At 53.5% G+C, this 21,704-nt stretch carries 22 protein-coding genes; 2 read left to right on the forward strand and 20 right to left on the reverse strand.

Translation table 11 applies throughout. The annotated features are described in order from the left end of the window. Positions 1-135: 135 nt before the first annotated feature. From J2Z18_RS11440 to J2Z18_RS11525, 18 genes are all read right to left on the reverse strand, one after another. Positions 136-621, reverse strand: coding sequence for an NUDIX hydrolase (locus tag J2Z18_RS11440; protein WP_144870805.1), 486 nt, complete (start codon positions 619-621; stop codon positions 136-138). A gap of 2 nt (positions 622-623) precedes the next feature. Continuing rightward, the gene (locus J2Z18_RS11445; RefSeq protein WP_210094718.1) at positions 624-1,331 is read right to left on the reverse strand and encodes a class I SAM-dependent methyltransferase; all 708 of its coding nucleotides are present in this window, start codon (positions 1,329-1,331) and stop codon (positions 624-626) included. A 78-nt stretch (positions 1,332-1,409) separates the two neighbouring features. After that, a complete protein-coding gene (locus J2Z18_RS11450; RefSeq protein WP_210094719.1) occupies positions 1,410-1,958 on the reverse strand; it encodes a nucleotidyltransferase family protein in 549 nt (182 codons plus the stop codon). Between the two features lie 371 nt (positions 1,959-2,329). Next, complete coding sequence (locus tag J2Z18_RS11455) at positions 2,330-2,515, reverse strand: hypothetical protein (protein ID WP_007132180.1); 186 nt, start codon at positions 2,513-2,515, stop codon at positions 2,330-2,332. Positions 2,516-2,754: 239 nt separating this feature from the next. Then, positions 2,755-3,684 carry a ribokinase gene (rbsK, locus tag J2Z18_RS11460; protein WP_210094720.1) on the reverse strand — a complete coding sequence of 310 codons (930 nt, stop codon included), beginning with the start codon at positions 3,682-3,684 and terminating at the stop codon, positions 2,755-2,757. 27 nt (positions 3,685-3,711) lie between these two features. Beyond that, the gene (locus J2Z18_RS11465) at positions 3,712-5,823 is read right to left on the reverse strand and encodes an ADP-ribosylglycohydrolase family protein (RefSeq protein ID WP_210094721.1); all 2,112 of its coding nucleotides are present in this window, start codon (positions 5,821-5,823) and stop codon (positions 3,712-3,714) included. Positions 5,824-6,110: 287 nt separating this feature from the next. Continuing rightward, positions 6,111-7,274, reverse strand: a complete 1,164-nt coding sequence (locus J2Z18_RS11470; protein ID WP_007132183.1) for an ADP-ribosylglycohydrolase family protein — start codon at positions 7,272-7,274, stop codon at positions 6,111-6,113. 14 nt (positions 7,275-7,288) lie between these two features. After that, positions 7,289-8,788: an extracellular solute-binding protein gene (locus J2Z18_RS11475; protein WP_007132184.1), complete on the reverse strand. Its 1,500-nt coding sequence runs from the start codon at positions 8,786-8,788 to the stop codon at positions 7,289-7,291. Positions 8,789-8,850: 62 nt separating this feature from the next. Beyond that, entirely contained in the window at positions 8,851-9,726 is an 876-nt protein-coding gene (locus tag J2Z18_RS11480; protein ID WP_232239323.1) for a carbohydrate ABC transporter permease, read from the reverse strand. A gap of 9 nt (positions 9,727-9,735) precedes the next feature. Next, a complete protein-coding gene (locus J2Z18_RS11485) occupies positions 9,736-10,629 on the reverse strand; it encodes an ABC transporter permease (protein ID WP_007132186.1) in 894 nt (297 codons plus the stop codon). A 3-nt stretch (positions 10,630-10,632) separates the two neighbouring features. Next, positions 10,633-10,959, reverse strand: coding sequence for a DUF4387 domain-containing protein (locus J2Z18_RS11490; RefSeq protein WP_007132187.1), 327 nt, complete (start codon positions 10,957-10,959; stop codon positions 10,633-10,635). Beyond that, positions 10,943-12,322: an acyclic terpene utilization AtuA family protein gene (locus J2Z18_RS11495; protein ID WP_034273300.1), complete on the reverse strand. Its 1,380-nt coding sequence runs from the start codon at positions 12,320-12,322 to the stop codon at positions 10,943-10,945. Before J2Z18_RS11495 ends, J2Z18_RS11490 begins: the two co-directional genes overlap by 17 nt. 91 nt (positions 12,323-12,413) lie before the next feature. Further along, the gene (locus tag J2Z18_RS11500; protein WP_007132189.1) at positions 12,414-13,112 is read right to left on the reverse strand and encodes a FadR/GntR family transcriptional regulator; all 699 of its coding nucleotides are present in this window, start codon (positions 13,110-13,112) and stop codon (positions 12,414-12,416) included. Positions 13,113-13,552: 440 nt separating this feature from the next. Further along, positions 13,553-13,837: a hypothetical protein gene (locus J2Z18_RS11505; RefSeq protein WP_007132190.1), complete on the reverse strand. Its 285-nt coding sequence runs from the start codon at positions 13,835-13,837 to the stop codon at positions 13,553-13,555. 54 nt (positions 13,838-13,891) lie between these two features. Then, positions 13,892-14,683: a lipid II flippase Amj family protein gene (locus J2Z18_RS11510; RefSeq protein ID WP_007132191.1), complete on the reverse strand. Its 792-nt coding sequence runs from the start codon at positions 14,681-14,683 to the stop codon at positions 13,892-13,894. Beyond that, on the reverse strand, positions 14,680-15,393 hold the full coding sequence (locus J2Z18_RS11515) for a GNAT family N-acetyltransferase (RefSeq protein ID WP_210094722.1): 714 nt from the start codon (positions 15,391-15,393) through the stop codon (positions 14,680-14,682). Before J2Z18_RS11515 ends, J2Z18_RS11510 begins: the two co-directional genes overlap by 4 nt. A gap of 121 nt (positions 15,394-15,514) precedes the next feature. After that, positions 15,515-16,417, reverse strand: coding sequence for an IolE/MocC family protein (locus J2Z18_RS11520; RefSeq protein WP_007132194.1), 903 nt, complete (start codon positions 16,415-16,417; stop codon positions 15,515-15,517). Between the two features lies 1 nt (position 16,418). Beyond that, on the reverse strand, positions 16,419-17,525 hold the full coding sequence (locus tag J2Z18_RS11525; protein ID WP_007132195.1) for a Gfo/Idh/MocA family protein: 1,107 nt from the start codon (positions 17,523-17,525) through the stop codon (positions 16,419-16,421). 687 nt (positions 17,526-18,212) lie between these two features. On the opposite strand from J2Z18_RS11525, the gene J2Z18_RS11530 reads away from it, so the two are divergent. Together J2Z18_RS11530 and sstT are read left to right on the forward strand one after the other, a co-directional pair. Further along, complete coding sequence (locus J2Z18_RS11530; RefSeq protein ID WP_007132196.1) at positions 18,213-18,485, forward strand: hypothetical protein; 273 nt, start codon at positions 18,213-18,215, stop codon at positions 18,483-18,485. 663 nt (positions 18,486-19,148) lie between these two features. Then, entirely contained in the window at positions 19,149-20,378 is a 1,230-nt protein-coding gene (gene sstT / locus J2Z18_RS11535) for a serine/threonine transporter SstT (protein ID WP_007132198.1), read from the forward strand. A 446-nt stretch (positions 20,379-20,824) separates the two neighbouring features. On the opposite strand, the gene J2Z18_RS11540 is transcribed toward sstT, so the two are convergent. Together J2Z18_RS11540 and J2Z18_RS11545 are read right to left on the reverse strand one after the other, a co-directional pair. After that, positions 20,825-21,241, reverse strand: coding sequence for a GNAT family N-acetyltransferase (locus J2Z18_RS11540; protein ID WP_007132199.1), 417 nt, complete (start codon positions 21,239-21,241; stop codon positions 20,825-20,827). Then, a complete protein-coding gene (locus J2Z18_RS11545) occupies positions 21,238-21,618 on the reverse strand; it encodes a sensory rhodopsin transducer (RefSeq protein WP_007132200.1) in 381 nt (126 codons plus the stop codon). Before J2Z18_RS11545 ends, J2Z18_RS11540 begins: the two co-directional genes overlap by 4 nt. Between the last annotated feature and the right edge of the window lie 86 nt (positions 21,619-21,704).

The following is a 21,704-nucleotide window of genomic DNA, read 5'->3' on the forward strand; positions in this document are numbered from 1 at the left end:
AGAAGCAGGCCTGAATCGGCTTCACTCCGATTCGGGCCTGCTTTTTGCATTTCACGATGCTCCTCCTGGTTCGATGATCCTGGATCGCGGAAGCCGTATTTTACGTTTCACAAGAAAATACTTTGGAAAAACCAATTATTCCTCGCTCATGTGCGGCTTGAGATCATTCTTCGTGATCCGCTTATCGTCCTCGCCCATGATCTGTTCAGCCATCATCTCCGCAAACGGCGTCAGCGGCAGCCCGCTCAGCTGCTCCAGCGGAATCCATGCCGCGCCTAACGAATCCTCGCCGTCCCCTTCCGATTTCAAACCTGCCGGCTCATCCGCCAGCTGAACATCATAGATGATCCCGATATGATGGAGCTCCTCCAGCCTGTTCTCATCATATTGATAGATCATCGTATAGGAGACCGCAGTCCGAATCGTTCCCTGGACGGACGATAGGCCTGTCTCCTCCAGAAATTCACGCTGCAGCGTTCGCTCGGGCTCTTCTCCGAACTCGACCGATCCGCCGGGCAGATCCCATTTCCCCCGATGAGGACCCCGGGCTTTCTGAACCAGCAATAGGCGCTGACTGCGAATCAATACGCCATAAATGCCGAGATGGGTATATTTCTCCAAACTTACCGCGCTCCTTTTCGTGCAGTGAAGGTAATCCATTCGCCGCAAAACATTATATCCCTGCCGTCGTGGACCTCGGGAATTTCCTGATGGACCTGCCGCTCACATAGGATCTCCCAATCGGCATATAAACGATGCAGGATCGAGAAGGCGCGTTCCGTTGGAAGATTCAGTTCGATCAAGCCCTCCTGCTCCTTGCCCGTCTCCACATCTATTTCCTTTACATTCGTGTTGATCATGATGCAGTGGATACCAAGGGGAGCGGTGCCTTCCTGCATCTCTTCGAGCTTGGCAACGAACGCTTCCTCCGAGGTGAGGTGCTCGAGGCAGGAGCAAGCCACAATATAATGATACATGCCCGGCGTGATTCGAAAATACTGGGCATCCGCCACGTGCGTCTCGATATGGGACGCAACGCCATACTGCTCGGCATACTGCCGCAGCTTCGTGATTGCCGACTCGAGCAGATCCACACAGACGACCGTCCCGTTCATGTCCTGGATCCGCTGAGCCATCGGAATGCTGTTCCGGCCGACGCCGCAGCCTAAATCCAAAACCCGCATGTTCTGGACCTTCAGCAGCTCCAGATGATCCATAACCGCGGCTACTGGCCGCGCCAGCCAGGTCCCCTGCTCAAACAATGCGGTTTGATCGTAAAACTGCTCGTGATAAGCTATTTCCTTCTCGCGGGCTTGCTGAAAATCACTCATCTCGATCTCTCCCTTCCTGTTGCGGCATAGCTTAGGCGATGTCCACATGTGCCGCTAAATGAGGGCAGGCTTCAAGCGCTAATCCTCAAAAATCGTAAGCAGCGGCCACTGGCTCGCCCACTCCTTTCTTAGTACCCTTTCCAGATAATACTCACGCTTTAAGAATGCGGGGGAGCGCCTGACGCGAAGCCCGAATAAATCTTCCAGTCCATACGGGCAGATCAGCTCGATTCCTCCAGCCGGATTTAGCCTAGCCCCGATGGCCGTAGCGGTTTCGGGCCACATCGACATCGCATCTGCTGTTGACTGGTAAGGCCCGTCCCCATTCTTGATATGCATTCGGGCCTGATTCTTGACGGACCACTTGGGATTCAGCGTCTCTTCCTTTAGTCTCCGCTCCAGATGCTCGTCCCGGTCCTCGGAAGCATCGTCCGGATCAAAAAACACCACATCGATATCGCTGTGCCGATCGGAACGATCATATCCATGGAGAATATCCCACGCATAGTTGCGGATATAGCCTGCAGCAATATAGCATTGCGGCAGGTCCAGCTCCCGCACCCGCTGCAAATCAGCCATTAATGGCTGATGCTCCCTGATCCAGCTCTTTAAGCGTTCCTCTAACATTCCATTCACCTCCTGCAAGCATGCCGTAACATCCAAGTTTTGAAAACAAGACTGATTTTAACCGAGCGCACAACTTTAAGGCTTAGCTGCATTTTCAGAAAAATAGTTACAGAAGGAATAACGGCGAAGGCTCGTCCGAACGATTACATCCTCCCGCGAAAAAGCCAAAGACCGCCTCCTAATGGAAAACGGTCTATGCTCAGTCAACAAGTAAACCTATTATATTCCAGTTAATCCCTGCCGGCAATACAGCAAAGTTCACAAGATATTCCTTTAAGCAAACGAAAGCCCCTTAGTAGATCGAGACTCCACCCGAGCAGGATTTGAGGCTTGATTACAATCAAATCGCCTTTGAGTACCGCAACCGCCGGTCAGACCGCCGCGTCAATTCGCTCCTGTGATGCGACGTCGCAGCGCTTGCACACCTTCAGTGCCGTTCCGTCCGTCTTCGTCCGCGGATACAGCAGCTTCGTTCGCGTGCTTCCGCACACCGGACACGTGCCCCGGGCTCGGCTGGGCAGATGCCACAGCGCCTTTCCTCTTTTTTGCTTGGCCATTACATTCAATCCCCCGTTTCATTCATCATTTCGCTGACTCTACATTGTATGAACGGGGGTGCCGCAACATGTTGCAAGAACATGGCTGAATGAGTACATACTTAAAATTTGAACATTGTTCAAGCCGCCCAGTCTTAAGAAAAAGCCAAAAAACCATAGAGGGAGCTTTAAGTAAACGTCCTCTATAGCTTATTGGCTATTGGCTGCTTAGGGTAAATCCTCCGAACAGAAGTGCTCCATCAATGAGCTGATGCCGGCTGCTTCTCCAAGAACAACTCGATTTCCTGCTTGGACGGGATGGAAGCCTGTGCACCGGGCCGTGTGACCGTTAACGCGGCGGCAGCTGCAGCGAATCGAAGCGCAGCTTCGGTTGCCATGCCCCCTGAACTCGCTGCCGCATATGCACCGATAAAGGTATCGCCTGCGGCCGTCGTATCCACGGGCTTCACGCGGCAAGCCGGCACGGTGATCCGTTCTCCTCGGCGATTTGCATAGAAGCATCCCTGCTCTCCCAGTGTAACGATCACGTTCTCCGTTCCCAGGCCTAACAATTTCCCTGCGGCAAGCTCGGCCGTCATCGGGTCTTCCACCTTCACGCCGCTGACGGCAGCCGCCTCCGTCTCATTCAGAATCAATGTATCCAGCAGCGGAAACAGCGACGGAGGCAAAGCCCGAGCAGGAGCCGGGTTCAGCCAGACGCGAACCCCCGCTGCACTCGCAGACTGAATGACAGCCACGTTTGTCTCCCACGGGATTTCATTTTGCAGCAGGACTGCATAAACATCCTCAAAGCGGACCTCCGCTTGGACATCAGCCTCCGTTAATTGGCCGTTGGCTCCCGCTGACAACACGATATGATTCTCGCCTTCTTCATTAACCGTAATAATCGCCATGCCCGAGGTGCCTTCCTTGGCTAGAACGGACTTCACCTCTACTCCCCGATCCTCCAGGGAAGAAACGAGCGTATCGCCAAACGGATCTTGGCCGACCGCTCCGATCATCGCACACTCCGCGCCGGCCATTGCGGCGGCCACGGCCTGATTCGCCCCTTTCCCTCCGGGGAAGAAGGACGTTCCGCTGCTGTGAATCGTCTCCCCCGGCAGCGGGAACTGCGATACGCTGCTGACCACATCCATGTTGATGCTGCCAATGACGTACAGCTTACCCACATCGATCTCCTCCCTTGTTGTCTCTAGTTACGATACGGACGTTCGGACCTGAACCTTTCGAATTTCGAGCTCCCCATCCTCCAGACAGCCGAACCCGAACATGCCGTGTTCAAATGCAGCGTCCTTGCACTCCAGAACACTTTCTCCATTGATATACAAAGTGAAATGATCCTTCTGCGCTTTCAGCTTGAAATGATATTCCTGCCCATGCTCCCAATCGTATCTTGCGGTGATGAGCCGTTTCACTCCGAAATCCTGCTTGATAAACGATACGGCGTTCGGACCGTCAAAGCCGGCCAAATAGTGCCTCATCACGCCCTGCGCTCTTACGATGAGACAATGGCTGTCCCCCGAGATCGGCGTGATAACCGCTTCGACCTCCATGTCCTTCGCATAGTAATTGCCAGAGTAGGATGAGGCATCCCCTTCTGCCTTCCCCCAGAGTGCGCCATCGCGCAGCTCCCATACTCCCCGATGGTGGGAGAACGGGGTGACTGAGCCGAATTCCTTGGCCTGCTTGGAAAAATCGATGGCGTATTTCGCCTCGCCCGTAATGCGGAACTGTCCGATGAACAGCCGGCCGATGGCTCGGTCTGCGAGAGGGGAAGGGCTCTCCAAGATCCAGCCGATCTCATCGATCATGGCCCCATTGGTATCCGGAATCACCCATTCGACATCGTTCCACTTTCCATTCTCCGGCGTAACCGGGCTCAGCAATATTTCTTCTCTATTATAAGTGTTGCGTACGTATGGTGTCAGCGTGACCGGCTCACCCTCCCATTGATCCGCATAGATTTTCGCAGAAACGGTTTGACCGCTATAGGCCAGCGGAGCAAAGGTCGGCTTATATTTCTCGTCATTGAACTCGGCTCTTCGGTAGAACGGCTTGTAATAAATTTTGCTGCTGTCACCCTCAACCAATCGGTCAAACACAATTTCGAGCGAGCCCCTGCCGTCATATGAATGCTGCACCGAGTGCCTGACAACAGGCGTCTTGAACGGATTGCTGGTGCGGAAGCCGTGGGTTGAGCCCGGCAGATCAAAATCGAAGTACACCTCGCCCGGCTTCACGCGCTCCACCAAATCCTGAGGGGCCGTTTCTCCGTTCAGCCGATAGCCGAGCAGCGCAAGCTCCCTGGCGAAGGTGGGGAAGTCGACCAGATTCAAATAGCCGGATACGCTCGAGGCAACGATAAAATCATTGATCGGCTTGCGATAGTGGTCCGGAATGCCGGCCAGACCGCCGTATACACCAAGAATGCTGCCGACATTGCCTGCGTTGCAGTCTGTATCCCAGCCGCACATCGACGCGATCTCGACCGTACGGGCGAAATCCCCTTCGCCATACAGCAGGGCAAGCACGCATACGCCGGCATTCGGGATAATATGGCACACCCCGGTGTATTTATCATAGCCCCAGTGGTCCTCCAGGTATTGCCGGCATGCCCTGAAATCTTCGGGATGCTCGCGATGGAAATCCAGGACCGCATGCACGACGCGTGCATACGTAGAATCTGCCGGAATCATGCGCAGCCCTTCGCTTATGATTTCACCGACGGAAGCTGCATCGAAAGCTTTGGCGATGCACGCAGCCATGAAGCGTGCGCCATAGAGCCCGTTGCCGTCATGGGATACGCTCGCCGCCTTCTCCGCGTATTCGGCGGCCTTCTCCGCCCGCCCGGGGAACAGCAGCCCCCAGGAGTCGATGAAGATCTGGCCTCCGATCTGCTCCGCCATTTCCTCTCCGTTCACCTCGATCGAGCCGGACTTCGGAGCGGGGATTCCTTTGCGGAGGTTCACGTAGGCACGATGCTCCGTGCTGACATCCTCCCCGCCCCACCAGAACATGCCGATGCCTTCGCGGGCATAATTGAGCCAAGCTCTGCCGACATCCTCCGGCTCCAATTCCCGGTCTGCTGCATCGTCATAAAGCGCCCGTATAAAAAACACCGGCCCGTTCGCATCATCATCTGCCGCAAACGTGGTATACGGCTTCACATAATCGCGGATATCCCCATATACGTCACGTATACGTTCGTAGGTCCAAGCCACTGGCTCAATGGGTGCTCCCAGCCGAATGCCGATGTTCATGCCGATAAATCCGGCATAGACCGACTCTACATAATTCTCAGGTAACATAAACGTCCACTCTCCCTCCCAGCCAGTTGAACAAGTTGTGCCAAGGCCAGTCATGTTCCTTCTTTCATTCCTTGATCGGGGCGGCAAGCTCGGTAGCCTCGTGTAATACCGATGTCTCCCTCAAAATAAGCCTTACCGCCCCTGGCAAGTCCGGCAAGTCACAGTCCGGATTTCCTGCTCTCTTGGATAACGAAATCCTGCTGAAACGACCGACAATTCTTCAGATCAGGTTGCTTGATAACGGTTCGAATCTAACGGTTCATATTCAACGCTTTAAATTCAAAGGTTTAAAGCAACTCATCCATCCATACTCGTTTTCTGCTTTCATAAATCCGCAGATCCTCCTCGATGATTCCGGCTGCGATTTCGGAGAAGCGGTCGGCGATGCCGCATAGATCCAGACGGTTCACCTTGTTTAACTGCTCGATGTCCTCGGTCCGAATCACTTCATAGCCATGCATAGCGCCAAGGATGACGCCGGCCATAACGCCGATGGAGTCGGTATCCCGGCCGGAATTGACGCCGTCCAGAATCGTCCGGTAATACTCGCCGTCATTCAGCACCATAAAGGCAAGCGCAAGCGGCAGCTCCTCAATCGACCACAGCCGGCTCGGTGTGTAATGGTTGCTTGGAACGCCCAACTTGTCGATATGACGGCTGACGTCATCGCCCATCGGCGAGTACTTCAGCAGGATCTCTTGGAACGTCTCAACGACCCTGTCCATATCGTCCCGGAACGGACGCAAGCCTCGGGCCGCTTCCGTCAGTTCGGCGATCGCAGCTTTTGTGCCGTCCTTCGCGAGGGCGATCGCCGTACGGACGATATCGTCCACCGTCACGCCCGGCTCGAAGGCTTTGGCAACGCAGGCTGCAAGCACACCGGCAGCCTCCAGTCCGTAGCTGCTCTGATGGCCCATCGCGAACAGAATCGCTTCATCATAAGCCGCTTTTGGATGGCAAGCATTGACGATTCCGATCGGGGCGATGTACATCGCCGCACCGCAGTTGACCATATTGCCGATGCCGCCCTCCCGCGGATCGCAGTTTGCCAGCACATGGCGCATGAAGATATATTTTTCCGGGTAAAACAGCCGATCAATAATCAGCGTCTCTTGATCCAGCTCCGGGACGTAGGTCTTGCGAAATGCGATTTCCTTCACGAATTCATTGCCCATGTCGTAGGCGTCCAAATGCCTGCCCTCGGTCATATACACCTTCATCAGCGCGATGGTCATCAGCGTATCGTCCGTAACGATGCCGTCCCCCCGCATCCTGCCAAGCCGGACATCGGCGGGAAGATCCGCCTTATGCCACTTGGTCATCAGCGACTCCACCCGGCCGTATTTGGACTTGATCTCCGCATAGGTCAGCTTCTCGACGGGAGCCCCCAAGGCATCCCCGAGCGCAGTCGATAGGACCACGCCCCTTACTCGGTCACGAAAGGATGTCATCAGCTTCAAGCTCCTTACTTGATGTTCTCGTTAGCATATTTCGTTATTTCCGTACCTCCGGCAGCATACCAAGCTTCAACAAATTCATCGAACTGGGACAGGTCCTTCTTGCCGGTAATGAAATCGGTCGAGTATTCCTTATACAGATTGTTCATCGCATCCCAGTTGGCAACGAATTGATCGGGAATCAGGAAATTGTTGTCCTCGGTGTAAAACTCCGAAGCCATGCTCAGCGACTCCGTTCCCGGCTTGCCAAGCAGCGGCGTCTTCAGCGGCGTTTCCGATTTCATCTCGGTCGGCTCCCAGAAGCGTGCATACCACTCGCTGTAATATTTGTCGTTCAGCACAATCTCGCCGTTCTCCACGGTAAAATGCTCGTTCTCGAATCCCAAACGGTCCAGCATTTGTCCTTTCGGGCTTGCCAAGTAATCAAACACCTGGAAGGCAATATCCTTGTGAGGGGACTGCGAAGAAATCGCGAGTCCGCGGGATTCCTTCGTTACGTCGGTTGCCCCGAAGCCCTGGCCTCCGTCTCCCTTGGCAGGCGGCAGCACGATCAGCTCGGCCTCCTTGCCTCCCAGATCCTGCATTCTTCCGTCGTACAGATCCAAGATTTTGCCGACGGTGCCTGTAATTACGGCCGCATCTCCTTTATAGAAGGCATCCTCCTTCGTGTCCCACTGCTTCGTGATGAATTGCGGGTCCAGCAAACCTTCCTTGTAAAGCTTGTTATAGAAGGTCAGCTTTTCCTTCTCGTTCTGGGATACCTTGGAATATTCATACGTTCCGTCAGCCTTCTTGAGCCAAGTCGTGTCAAGGCCGAAAGCGGTATTGAAAATGAAATTGATCTCGGCAATATCGCCGGCGGCGGTCAGCGCATAACTAGGCTTGCCTTCGCCCGGCTTTTTCTCCACCAGCTCTTTAAAGAAGGCGTAATAATTGTCGACGGTCGGATTTTCGATCAGCGCTTTCGAGCTGTCCATCGCATTGAACCAGTCGGCGCGGATCACCGGCGCTTTCGGCGCGAGCGGCTTGATCCACATTAGATACGGATAGCTCTCCATGCGGGTTTTGTTATGCGGCTCCATGATGTCCTTGATGTACTTGGATTTTTCGATATACGGCGTCAGATCCTCCAGCAGTCCCTGCTCCGAGATTTGCTGGTCGCCGCCCTGGAAATAGATGATGTCCGGAATCGTGCCGCCGAGCAGCAGCAGATTCAAATTCTCGGCATAGCTGCCTTGCGCCAGATCGACGAGCTCAAACTTTACGTTCAGCCCCTCATCTTCTGCCAATGCTTTCTCCAGCGTTTCGAAAAATTTTACGGAGACCGGATTGGCCGTCCCCTCATCCTTATACACGATCTTCAGCGTCACGGGATCCCCGCTTCCGTCAGGCTTTGCCGCTTCCGGCTCCTGCCCGGCGCCCGGCGCGTTCGAGTTAGAGTTCGATGTGCATGCGGACATGACCATAACCAGCATGGCAACGATTAACAACAGGCTTACCTTTTTCATTGGTTTGTTCTCCCCTTTTTAGAAAATGAACGTACGCGGCGGATACATCTTGCCTTCCCGGCTTAATCCTTGACCCCTCCTTCAAGCTCGCCCTTGGCGTAATATTTCAAAATGAAAGGATATAGGAACAGCAGCGGCACGATCGCGATGATGATCGTCCCTGCCTGCAAGGAAGCAAAATCGAAATTGATGGCGCTGTCGAACATATTCTGATTGCCCATCAAGGACGTGTTGTCCTTGCGGACGACGAACTGCCGCAACACCACCTGAAGCGGCCATTTGCCCGGCTCCGAGATGTACAGCGTCGCCCGAAAATATTCGTTCCAGTGGTACACGCCGTAGAACAGTCCCAGCGTGGCAAGCCCCGGCTTCGACAGCGGCAGAATGATCCGGGTGTAGAGCCGGAAATGCCCGGCGCCATCCATCCGGGAGGCTTCCAATATCTCCTCCGGAATATCCTGAATGAACCGCATCAAGATAAACAGGTAGTACACGTTAATCGCCTTATACAGAATCAAAGAGGTAAGCGTATTCATAAGTCCAAGATCTTTAATCAGCAGATACTCCGGAATCATGCCCGGCTCGAATACCATAATGACGATCAGGAGAAACAGCACCGCTTTTTTGCCGATAAACTCCGTTCTCGCCAGCACATATGCGGCCATGGACGTCAGCAGCAGATTCAGAAACGTCCCCGCAGCGGTTATCCACACCGAATTCATGATGCTGCCTGTAATCAGCGGATTGGCAAACAGCAGCTGATAATTGATCGTTGTGAAGCCTTTCGGCACGATATCCAGACCGCCCATCAGGTGGGCCTTGCCCGGGTCCGTCAAGGATAGCGCCAGCAGGTTCAGGATGGGAACCAGCACCATGAGCGTGAACAGGAACAGCAAGACATATATGACGATTTTCGAAAACTCCAGCCGTCTCATCATTCTCCCCCTTTACCAGACGCCCTTGCCCGAGATGCGTTTCGAAATGAAATGCGTGCCCAGGATGAGGACGATCCCGATGACGCCTTTGAACAGACTAGCCGCGGTTGCATACGCAAACTGCCCGTTTCCGATACCGATCCGGTATACGTAGGTGTCCAGAATGTCCACCACGCTGATGATGGAATCGTTCATAAAGTTAAACACTTGGTCGAAGCCCGCATTCATGAAGAAGCCGAGGTTCAGAATGAAGACGGTTACAATCGTGCTGTACAAATGAGGAAGCGTAATGTACCGCATTTGCTGGAGCCGGGTGGCGCCGTCGATTTTTGCGGCCTCGTATAATCCCGGGCTGATCTTCATGATCGCGGCCAGATAAATGATGGAATCCCAGCCTGCGCTCCGCCAAATTTCGGAGAAAACAAGCACCCAGCGGATATGCTCTTTGCTGGTCATATAATCGACCGACGGCAATCGAAAGAAATTCGCAATCAGATTGACCGCGCCGTCCGCCGGATTCAGCAGGCTGATCCAGATCCCCGCGATGACGACCCAGGACAGAAAGTGCGGCAGATAGACGACGGATTGCACATACTTGCGGTATTTGCTGCTGCGCACTTCATTAATGAGCAGGGACAGCATGATCGGAATCGGGAATACGAAGATGATTTTCATCAAGCTGATAATGATCGTGTTCTCCAGTACGCTGGTGAAGGCCGGCGAACTGAACAAGGTCTTGAAATGCTTCCAGCCGACCCAGACATGGTCGCCCAGAATGCGATAATCCTGGAAGGCGAGCTTCATGCCATAGAGCGGAATCAGGTGAAAGATGAAAAAGTAGAGCAGAGGTAAGGCCAGCATGGCGTACAATACCCAATCCTGCCTCAAGCGTCTGAGCACCTTCATCGTCTACTCCTCCTCTGATTGATGGATGGCCAGCTTCATCAGCGGAGCATGCTGCTGTGCTCCGTACACATCGCGGTCGCCGACGCTGCCCGACGAAATATCCCGCGAGATGGTCACTTTGAAGCCGAGTGCCTGGTCAAAAAACACCAGATGGTGAATCTGTTCCTCCTTGACCCGGTACAGATCGCAGATGGTTCGTTTCGTAATGCAGCCGGATTGTTTAACTCTGTCATAATCGTCTTTGGAATCAAACAGGACGTCCAATGTAATCTCGAAGGGGCCGGAGTTCTTGCTCCGCAGCACCTTCGCCACGTCACCGAGCACGGTCATGCTTATAACCTCCCTTTCGAAACTCGATACGGAACGCATTGTCGGTCAATTCCATCAGGTGATACACGGAGAATTCGTAAACAGGGCCGAACTCGATATCGCTTGGGGCGAATGGAAACGCCAGATTGCCGGCCGTTGCCTTCCGGCCCTCATAGCCGTAATGCAGGAAGGTCGATCGGACGGTGGCGCATATGCTGCTAGCCAGCTCCTGCGTCCTCGCAACCACTTCGAACATCACCCCGACCTCGTGCCCCTGGAAGGGCTCCGTCTCTTTGCTGCCGAGTACGCCGTTCTTCCCGTAATTGTAAAACCGGATCTGGTAATCCGATTCGGGAATTTCGCTGTAATACTCTCTCGCCTGACTTCGGACGTAATCCTCGACCTCCTCCAGCTTCCCGATCAGAATCGGGTCGCGGATCCCCGCAATCACGAAGGTGCGGTAGGCGACGCGCCTTGCTCCTTCCAATTTGACGAAGTATTTCTCGGCAGGAAGGTACCGGCTTCCGCTGACGCGGACGATGCCGGGCTCCGTCTCTTCGAACCGGCAATCCTCCAGATCCAGCGTAAAGCCGGGCCCGTGCAGGATGTACGGATGCTCCTTCTCATAGAAGGTATGGGCCGCAACGCTGGTTGGACTGCAGGTGCGTGCCGGATTCAGGGACTGAACGGTAAAGCTGTCTTCCCCTATGGTGCCAAGTATGCTGTCCTTCGTCGTGCCGGGCTCTGCACACAGCGCGCCGCATTCGAGAATTTTGCCGAGATGGTAGGAGAGCCCCGGGTCCTTCCCGTGGAATATGCCGATCGCTGCGAAAGGGGACGGATCATAAGCGCGGCCGCAGACAATGATCTCGCTGCCGGCTTGAAGCGCTTCCACGATAGGCTCATGTCCCATTTGGGCCACGATGCTCTTTGTCGTATCGATCATCTCATCCGTCAGCGGCGGGATGTTCGGGCTAAGCGGCTGAATGCGTCCTTCCCTCTTCGCCTGATGGATTTCGTCTTGCGTGAAGTCCGCCCAGATTACCGATACCTTCGCCTCCATCTCAAGCTCGCTCAATATTTCGTCAATGATCGCAAGCGTCCAATTGACATGCGTTCTGGCGCCGGAACCGCCGGCTGAGCCGATGATGATCGGGATGTTCCGGGGGAGGCCGGCAGATAGCATGATCTTCAGGTCTTTCTTTACCGCGCGCTTGCTGACGATGGATACGCCGGCGCCCAGCTTATGCGGTCCCCCGTCGGTTGAGCCAGCATCGACCACAATGCCGTGCAGCTCGTACTTCAATCCGTTCATGAAGGATTGCTCCGGAAACCCGTATCCAAGCATCCCGCAGGGGGATAAAATTCGAATGTCTGTATTCATCTGCAGTCCCTCTTTACCAAAATATTCACTCATGCCCATTGGATAATTGGATTATCCAATTTGTGTTAAAAAAGGGGAAGCCACTCCCCTGCTATGCATGAATGTAATTGTTCTGTATGTTCTCCTTCACCCGGCTCAGATGGTTCAGCAAGGCGAGCTTTGCCTTCACCGGATCGCGTTCCTTAATCGCCTGTAAAATAAGCAGATGCTCCTCATAGACCTCGCTTTTGCGACCGGGGATCGCTTGGGTCTTGTTCAAGGTGCGCTGGAGCAGGTCCATGTGCAGCTCGATCATATTCACGAGCACGACGTTATGCGTGGCCTTCGCGATCGATAAATGGAAGGCCTGATCCGGCTTGGAACGGTCTTCGTCATCTAACCCGACCTGTCCCCACTTCTCAAAGGCCGCCTCGATGTCGGCGATATCCTCTTCCGTTGCCCGCTTGGCCGCCAGCTCCACAATGCCCGTCTCGAACAGCTCCCGGGCTTCCAGCAGCTCAATGATCGTCGCCCGTTCGATATTGTCGAGAATCCGGCTTCGGTCCTCCGCAACATCCAGCGCCTTGCTGAGAAAACGCCCCCCTCCGGGCCTTGCTTCGATCAGCCCTTCCCGCTCGAGAATGCGGAAGGCCTCCCGCAGCGTTCCGCGACTGATCCCGAACGATTGCGCCAGCTCACGCTCGGTCGGCAGAACATCGCCGGGGCTCAGATTTCCTTCTAAAATCAAATTTTTGATCTGTTCAATGACGTCCTCATATACCCGATGATATTTAATCTTCTTAATGGTCATATGATTTCCCTCTCTATCCTTCATGACAATCACTAATTGGGTCATCCAATGGACCGCAGATTTAGCATAAACCGTTCACAATTGGGCTGTCAAGCAAAAAATATAGCGCTTACATATTAATTCAGACCCGTTTATTCGAATTTCCGGCATCGTTCCAGAGTAATTGGGTGATCCAATTCGCGAAGAACTGCGGCTATAATATCCTGATCGTTCATGGCTTTGTGAGCCTCCGAAATAAAACAAGCTTCTTCTACAGTGCGCCTAAATACTGCAAAGCACAACCCCCGTTTCTTAGGCGGGGGCATCTTAGGTGTAATATATTAACGATTTATTGTTCGAACGTGCTCCCTCCCTGTCGCATGGGATTGGCCACCTGCATGTGACGACTTATGCCGCTATCCTGAGAGCCGCTAAAAACCAAGCGAAAAAAATGCTGCGAGTCAGCGCTTCCGCCTGGCAAACGCATATCTTATGCTTCCATACAAGCCGCACAGCATCAGAAATAGGGCCGCGCCCTGTACCGTAATTAGTTTTCCACCGCGCAGTACAGCGCCGAAGGATACCTGGGACTGCAGATGTTCAACATGTTCATACTGGCTTTGAATGTCGGGCACATAGGTTTGAGTCAATATCATTCCCTGGAAGACCCCGAACAACATATATCCGCCGCATACCGCGATGGCGAACAATACTGATTCAAGCGCGATCCGTTTCCATGAAATCATAGCATCATCATCCTCCATCATTGCATCCCATAATCCCGGATAGGTTGACTTCCTCTAAAGCCAGCCGACAATAACGCTGATCATATATCCAGCGGGAACGATGACGAGCTGGGCCAGCATCGTTCCGAAGAATCGCGAAACCATGAGCATGGTATACACCTTGCCCAGCTGATTCTTCGCTTCTTCATCCCGCGTAGCTTTATCGGTGATCAGGCCTAGCTGAGGGTCGATAAAAATCGTTAAAATAATGGTAGCCATGCCGTTGATTAACCCCGAGGCTTGGGAGGCCATGGTGCTATGCGCGGGCACGAGATGAGCCGCATACAACGACGAAAGCACCCCGACGGTATAAAAAGCGGTCACGACGACATGAAGTAAAATAAAGCGGTTGGGCACGCCCAAATATCGAAACTGGCTCAAGCTGAGATTGGGCTTCTTTATGTAATGCCTTGTATTTTTGAGCTGACCGACCGTCACGCTCGAGATCAGCTTCGGGATGGAGCCGGCTACTTCAAGCTTGTTGATGATTCGTCCGAACAGGTTGACGAAGGTCGGGAACAGCGCAATGGCTGCGATGGTGCCGATCGAAGCGGCAAGCAATATGATCCGAAAATAGGAGAGCACGTCAAATGACGTGTGTTCTTCGGCGTAATCCACGAATTTGGCGGTGAGCGGGGCCTGGATTAAATTCGAGGTCCGCGACACCAGCAGGACGATGCCCGTCAGTGACAGCGCTACCGCTATTTTATTCAGCTTAACGCCTGCATAACGGATCGAGTAGGACAATGTTTCCGCCGTATGAATGACCATCGTTAGGACAAAGACGACAATCAGCGTTTGAATCATAAGCGATTCCTCTGAATGGTGATATGAAAATCCGTCCCGTACTGATAAAGGTCCAATTTGCGGGCAATTCGCTGTGAGCTCAGATTGTCCCAAGCCGTGCTGTATAGCGGAATACGCCCCAACCGCCGAATCTCCCAGCCCCATCGTGCTGCCGCTTTGGCAGCGAGTCCCCGCCCCCTGAAATCGGAGGCCGTGCTGAGACTTGCCTCCGCCGCCTTGGCGGAAGTCCGGGCCGAGCAGCAGACGGATACGGCCGTATCGCCGATCACACAGCCTATGACCGGCAGGCGTTCCTCAAGCTCCGACTTGATCTCTGAAAAGTAGGTCTCCAGCAAGTCTGCGTTGGATTGATCAATGAACACGATGCCCGGATCGGCTGCTGGCTCGATCGGTTTGTCCGGGAACACATAGGCCGGCCCGACCCATATCTGCTTTACCGGCATGTATGTCTCGATCGTCTTGCTCATCTGCACGATGCTCATGTTAGTCCCCCGTTCGCATTGCATCCGCAGCTCTTCCTCCATGGGGTCCGGCATATCTGCCGCTACCAGCACCTCCCGTCCGAAGCGTGTTGTGCCAACGAACACTGCCGTTTCGGCGGCTTGCGACGGCTCATTGATGCCGATGATCCGCCTTCGGCCGTCCAGCAGGTATAACGTCTCCGACTGGATCCGCATCAGCTCCGCATCATCGTATGCGGCATAGGGCATAAGTTTCCCTCCATCCTTCGCGTTATCATTACGTAACGGATACCTTCCAGCTGAACCAGGTTCGTGCTTTAGCAAGCCTACATGGCATGAGAGGCCTTGGTCAGCTGGAATGCGGCCTTGGTCAGCTGGAATGCGGTAAGCTCTCCTTCTCTTTGAGAAGTGCAGCGGTTCGCCGATAAATCGCATCCAGCTCCTGCCTGCTGACAAGACTGGCATCGTGCTCAAACGTCACATGAAATTGATGATTCCTCGTCGCTGCGTATTCCAAATAGGCATATGCGTCGCCGAACCGCTCATCCTCGTCATGCTCGGGCAGCACCGGGAGATGATGCTTGAACGTACCGCCCTCATAACGGACATTGCTGTAGTGGACCACATCGATTTGCGGCGCGAGCGCCTCCATAAAGGAATACGGGGCGAATCCGGGAAAAGCCCTGCGGGCGATATCCAGCCTTGCCGTATCCAGCACGAAACGAATCTCCGGATAGGCCAGAAATGCATCGATCACGATGTCACCGTAATCCCCGAAGAAGTCATGCTCCAACACGATCCGCTGCTTAAAGCGCTGCTGCAGCTCGGCGAGATGTTCAAACAAGGTTATGGAGATATCCCTGAACTGCCCTCTGCCCAGCTGTTCGCAGCTGTAGCGGTGTCCAATGTCGGGAAGCCGCGGAAAGGGCGTGAAGGGCTCTTGAAACACCGGATAAAACGGATAGTGGAACAGGATGTAGTCCGCATCGTAGGATGAAGCCAGCTCAACCTCGGAGGTTATGTACTGCAGCTCTTCCTTAAACTGCCGGGGGGCGGGTGCATTTAACACAGGCAGGCGGTATCCGTCTTCCGCAAGCACCGGTCCATGGATTCCATATCCAAGCCCGTGCTGACGGCAGAAATCCCGGACCTGGGCTAAAGCGGCTCGATCCGGCAGGCAGCATACCTCCATCCCGGTGATCAGCGGCATGGCCAGCTGCTCCCACCGATCGGGGCTAAATTGCTCCCACATGCCGATCTGCAATCGTCTCATGCTAGGCCTCCCCCCTCGCGGCAATGGCCTGATTCCAAGGGGATAGATCATCGATCTGTACCCGCGAACCCGTTTCGGATGAACGAAGGATTGCATCCATGACCGCCTGGGTTCGGTGTCCGTCCGCAACGTTCGGGATTTCGAGCGGCGACGGCTTGTCTGTCAGCTTCCTATAGATGCTGTCGATCATCGGATAGAAGCCGCCGTAGTAATGAACGGCCGGAACCGTCAATCCCTTCGGCGGTTCTACGCCCTCAATCTGAACTGGCTCCAATGCTCCTCCTCTGCTGAATTCCAACATACGGTCATCTCGCATAACGAGCGTCCCCTCATCCCCGTATATCTCCAGTCTCCATCCCGTACCGGTTCTGCCAGGCAGGAATACGTCCACCGCCAAGCTCGCACCGCTGCGGAACCGGCCCGTGAATGCAAATGCATCGTCGGCATTGCGCACCTCACGGCCGTCGCTGCCTTCATAACTCGGAATATGCGTCCTGAGATCTCCCTGAACCTCGGCAATCTCTTCTCCCATCCACCACATCAGGGAATCGATCATATGGGACCCGACGGCGAACAGGAAGCCGCCTCCCTCCTCGCTTCGGCCCTCCCAGCCACGCTGCCCTCCCGCCAGAGTGGAATAGCCCGAGAAGCTGCCGCAATACCGAATATGCTGAATCCGGCCCAGTAGTCCTTGGTCCAGCATGGCTTTAATCCGCTGCCGAAGGGGTGTAAGCCGCCATAAGAAATTAACGAATGCGCATCGCTTCAGCCGATTCGCCTCTTCGACCAGCTCCAGGGTTTGTCCGGCATTTATGGCGAGCGGCTTCTCTACCAGCACATGATGCCCGGTTCGGAGGGCTTGCAGCGCCATGCCGTGATGCTGTGCGGGCGTGGAGGCAATCGATACCAAATCCAGCTCCTCCGATTCCAGCATTTCACGCCAGTTGCTGTAAAAGGCGATGTCCTGAAACGAACGCTTCGCTCCATGATCGCTTCGATATACGCTGGCGATCGATTTCAGTTGAAAGCCCGGATGCAGCCGGAAGATGGGGGCGTGAACCTCGGCGCCGAAGCCGGTGCCGATAATTCCGACATTGATTTTGTTCATGGATACGCTCCTTACCGCGTGATATTGCTGATTAGTTCAACTGACTATTTCCACGTTAATCCCTGACGACCTTCCTCAATAACTTCCCGTCTCTACCAAAAATTCCTATCGCGTAACCTCGTACCCAGAAGCTTCCGGCAGGACATCGAGGTTCCACGCCCGCATCGTCCTTCGAAGGCTAAAACGGCGGAATGGATTCATCGCATGCTCTGCCTGGGCATGGCGTATAAACAAAAGCTCCATCGTTACTCTCACCGGTACCTGTCTTGAAGAACCGATGCTAATTTATGATGCTGCGTTTGCCTGTGTTCATGCTTTGACCCAAGCTGGCGGGTCATGCTATGAATGTACATGCCAGCCTTCTAACTCGCTTCCATTTTAACATTATTTACCTCCGATGTGTCTGTTTGTGCTAAAAATCTGTTGGGGCTCCACCATCGAGGAAATCATCTGAAACTTTTACCAGATCAGAGTCGTTACAAAAACATGAAGCATTGCAAACCTATCCAGAGGATTGCAAAGCTACCGAGCAACTTCGAGCAGCTCGAATAGGAGCAAAATGACGGGCATGTGACATAATTATTAACCTTTGTTGTATGATTTCTAATGACCGGTTCAACGGAAACAATAGAAACTTATTTTTCAACGCAATTAATAGACACTTATCCATTGCCAAGGAGGTTTCCCGTGCGAAAAAATCTGATTGCGTTCCTGGTGCTCGTCATGTTCGCCTTAACGATCGGCTGCGCATCATCCCCCAAGCCTGTTGTTATCAACGAATACAAGATGTCGTCCGTTCATGAGGACTTCCCTGTCCCTGAGCAAGCGCTGGAGCGTGAGGCGACGTTCGGGAATCCGAATATCGCGGAGGGTGCAAAGTACGAGTTGGAAAATATCGGAGGCGAGCAGGGATTATATCCGCCGAAGGCTTACCTGGAGGAGATCAGAGCTTCCGGCTAAACCGAGATCTAGGAAGAGCGTCTGGGTCATGTGCATTTTTTTCGTAAGGATGATACGAAGATCGCCTTGGAAATTCGAGAGGATTCGATTGACGTGTATGAGCTGAAACAAGTTGACGCCCCTTAGAGACTCGAATCTGTTATGATACGCCGGTTGACGCACACCACGTCCCGTTTTAGGGGAACGCCGTTAGCTGCTGCCCTACTTCCTCGCCTCGACTCCAGCAAGTCCCGAAACGGAACTTGTTCTTCCTTTTGCGGGCCTCCTGGCCTCTGCAAGTCCTTAAATAGGACTTGTTCTGCCCTACTTCCTCGCCTCGGCCCCAACGAGTCCCGAAACGGGATTTGTTCTGTCTTTTGCGGCGCTCCTGACCCCTGCAAATCCTTAAATAGGACTTGTTCTGCCCTACTTCCTCGCCTCGGCCCCAACGAGTCCCGAAAGCTGTCCCAGGTCTATACATACTCTGGTAACACCTCCAATATTATCGCATGACGGCTTTGCTCATTCCGACCGCCCCCTTGAATTCTAACTTCTGGAAACAATCATATATATTACCAGTTATATACAATCTTCACTTTACATGATAAACTAGCGCTATATTACATTGCAGCGTCGAGGCGGTGCGTTTTGATATTTTGAAATTGCATATTTCGGAGGAGTAAGATGAAAGCAATTATTCTCAAGTGGAACCAAATAAGTCTTGTAAAACGAATTTTGGCGGGGATCATTGCAGGGATTATCCTTGCCCTGATTGTTCCCGGTGCGACTGGAGTCGGTTTATTCGGTACTTTATTTGTATCCGCGTTAAAAGCGGTTGCCCCTGTATTGGTGCTGTTCCTCGTCATGTCCGCCATCTCGAACCATGCGAAAGGCCGTCAGACGAATATGAAATCGATCCTTGTCCTGTACGGTATAAGCACATTTCTGGCGGGGCTGGTGGCGGTCATCGCCAGTTTTATTTTTCCGGTAAGCTTGTCGCTGGTCACGGGATCGACGGACCTGACTCCGCCAGAGGGCATTCTCGAAGTGCTGAGGACCTTGCTGTTACAGGTTGTCGATAATCCGGTCAACGCACTGATGAAAGCCAATTATATCGGAATCCTGGCATGGGCGATCCTGCTGGGCCTGGCTCTGCGAAGCGCTAAGGAGGGAACGAAAAGCCTGCTGACAAATGTCTCGGATGCGGTATCCCAAATCGTCAAATGGGTGATCCAGCTTGCTCCGTTCGGTATTATGGGGCTTGTCTTCGAATCCATTACCGCAAACGGACTAGCGTCCCTGCTCGATTACGGGAAACTGCTGCTCCTGCTTGTCGGATGCATGCTGTTTATCGCGCTTGTCGTGAACCCGCTCATTGTCTATGCAAGGCTGCGCAAAAATCCGTATCCGCTGGTGCTGACCTGCCTTCGGGAAAGCGGCATTACCGCGTTCTTCACCCGCAGCTCTGCGGCCAACATACCGATCAATATGCGATTATGCGAGAAATTAAAGCTGAACCCGGATACGTATTCGGTATCCATCCCGCTAGGCGCCACGATCAATATGGCGGGGGCAGCGGTGACGATCTCGGTCTTGACGCTGGCAGCGGTCCATACGCTCGGGATTCAGGTGGATTTTGGCACAGCGCTTATTCTCAGCATTTTATCGGCGATTGCCGCAGCAGGCGCTTCCGGGGTGGCTGGGGGGTCGCTGCTGCTCATTCCGCTGGCATGCAGCTTGTTCGGCATTTCGAATGACATTGCCATGCAGGTAGTTGGCGTAGGCTTTATTATCGGCGTTTTGCAAGACTCTTGCGAAACCGCGCTGAATTCTTCCTCTGACGTGCTGTTTACGGCCACGGCGGAGTATGCGAAGAAGCGTAAAGAAGAAAACGCAACGATTGCGAAAGCCTAATGAAAGCAGTCGGTCTGTGAACTGTCCTTCCATGGCTTGTAGTGGATAATTAGGGAAGTCAATTTGGTATTATCCCCTTATGGTATACAGTGAAAGAAGAGTTCTTATTCCAATGAATTCAACGCTGTAGATCTGAGGGGATTTTTTTATTCCCCAAGAAACGACAAGCCTCAAACCGATGTAACAAAGGAACTATAAATAGGGGCGCGCCTACGATTGGAGGAAAATTGGAGTTACTCCATGATCATCGGGACGCTAGGGATCAGGAGAGATAGAATTTGTCGGATGCTGCACGAATGATGGCAGAGCGGCAGAACACATGGCTTACTACAACGAGAGATGTTCGCAAAACAAATTGGCGATCTATCCCCGTAGAATGCCGGGAACAAATCGCCGCTTAAACTTCCTTTTTGTTGTCTGCGGTAGCAGGGCTACGACCTATTGACCTAGCGCGCTATGTGTTTTTTCATGCCGATCGTAAATGCCGTAAAACCCAGCCTTTCATAATAGCCTTCCAATTCTTGTTCGCACAGCAGCTGGGGGATGACTCCAAACTTCTCGCACTGCATGACGAGCCTTTGAACGATACCGGTGCCGATCCCTCTGGCCTGAACATCCGGATGCACACAAATGCCGCATAGAAGTCCGGTAAGGACTCCGTCCGAAATGACACGTCCCATGCCCACGAGGCGCTTCCCTTCATAGGCATAAACACTATACCAGCTTCCTGCGCACATGGCTTGAAGGTCTCCAATGTTCAAGTTCAGGAAGTTCCAGCCTAATGTCTCATATAATTCGAGCAGCGCCGTAAAGTCCCCGGGCAGCTCCGACGTATAAGTAACTGCAGGCTCAACCTGGCTCATATGCTCCCGCTCCCCTTGACGGGGTACGCCATAACGCTCATAAGCGCATTTTCCGCCTGGGTAGCATCGAGGCGGCTGTACTGCACATAGACGGGCCCGCTGCAGACGACCTCCATGGCGTACGGCACGCCTGCGGGAATCGTCCGGCCATCAGCGCTTAGCGAGCTCGTACGAATGTGACGGGTACGTCTCCCCGGCACGATCGTTTCCATGCCCATCAGCGGCTCGCGATCCTCGAAATAGGCATGAATGGTCACCGTCACGTCTTCCTCCGATGTATTCAGCACGCATACCGACTCATGACTCGTCAGTTCCCCGCTGCTCTGCGGCGGGATATAGCCATCGGGAATGATCCACAAAGTCTCGCCTTTTGACATTCGAAAAACACCTCCTGACGCATTTTTAGCTCTCGCTTTATAGTAAACATTCGTCGCACAGGGCATCGGCTCCTCTACAACCTTTA

Source organism: Paenibacillus lactis (genome assembly GCF_017873605.1).
GTDB lineage: Bacteria > Bacillota > Bacilli > Paenibacillales > Paenibacillaceae > Paenibacillus_AQ > Paenibacillus_AQ lactis.

Coding starts and splice junctions, on each gene's coding strand:
- J2Z18_RS11445 (WP_210094718.1), bottom strand. CDS start 1,331: ATGAGTGATTTTCAGCAAGCCCGCGAGAAGGAAATAGCTTATCACGAG.
- J2Z18_RS11475 (WP_007132184.1), bottom strand. CDS start 8,788: ATGAAAAAGGTAAGCCTGTTGTTAATCGTTGCCATGCTGGTTATGGTC.
- J2Z18_RS11470 (WP_007132183.1), bottom strand. CDS start 7,274: ATGACATCCTTTCGTGACCGAGTAAGGGGCGTGGTCCTATCGACTGCG.
- J2Z18_RS11545 (WP_007132200.1), bottom strand. CDS start 21,618: ATGTCAAAAGGCGAGACTTTGTGGATCATTCCCGATGGCTATATCCCG.
- J2Z18_RS11450 (WP_210094719.1), bottom strand. CDS start 1,958: ATGTTAGAGGAACGCTTAAAGAGCTGGATCAGGGAGCATCAGCCATTA.
- J2Z18_RS11520 (WP_007132194.1), bottom strand. CDS start 16,417: ATGAGACGATTGCAGATCGGCATGTGGGAGCAATTTAGCCCCGATCGG.
- J2Z18_RS11465 (WP_210094721.1), bottom strand. CDS start 5,823: ATGTTACCTGAGAATTATGTAGAGTCGGTCTATGCCGGATTTATCGGC.
- J2Z18_RS11495 (WP_034273300.1), bottom strand. CDS start 12,322: ATGAATACAGACATTCGAATTTTATCCCCCTGCGGGATGCTTGGATAC.
- J2Z18_RS11455 (WP_007132180.1), bottom strand. CDS start 2,515: ATGGCCAAGCAAAAAAGAGGAAAGGCGCTGTGGCATCTGCCCAGCCGA.
- J2Z18_RS11490 (WP_007132187.1), bottom strand. CDS start 10,959: ATGACCGTGCTCGGTGACGTGGCGAAGGTGCTGCGGAGCAAGAACTCC.
- J2Z18_RS11480 (WP_232239323.1), bottom strand. CDS start 9,726: ATGATGAGACGGCTGGAGTTTTCGAAAATCGTCATATATGTCTTGCTG.
- J2Z18_RS11515 (WP_210094722.1), bottom strand. CDS start 15,393: ATGCCCTATGCCGCATACGATGATGCGGAGCTGATGCGGATCCAGTCG.
- J2Z18_RS11505 (WP_007132190.1), bottom strand. CDS start 13,837: ATGATTTCATGGAAACGGATCGCGCTTGAATCAGTATTGTTCGCCATC.
- J2Z18_RS11540 (WP_007132199.1), bottom strand. CDS start 21,241: ATGAGCCAGGTTGAGCCTGCAGTTACTTATACGTCGGAGCTGCCCGGG.
- sstT (WP_007132198.1), top strand. CDS start 19,149: ATGAAAGCAATTATTCTCAAGTGGAACCAAATAAGTCTTGTAAAACGA.
- J2Z18_RS11510 (WP_007132191.1), bottom strand. CDS start 14,683: ATGATTCAAACGCTGATTGTCGTCTTTGTCCTAACGATGGTCATTCAT.
- J2Z18_RS11485 (WP_007132186.1), bottom strand. CDS start 10,629: ATGAAGGTGCTCAGACGCTTGAGGCAGGATTGGGTATTGTACGCCATG.
- J2Z18_RS11525 (WP_007132195.1), bottom strand. CDS start 17,525: ATGAACAAAATCAATGTCGGAATTATCGGCACCGGCTTCGGCGCCGAG.
- J2Z18_RS11500 (WP_007132189.1), bottom strand. CDS start 13,112: ATGACCATTAAGAAGATTAAATATCATCGGGTATATGAGGACGTCATT.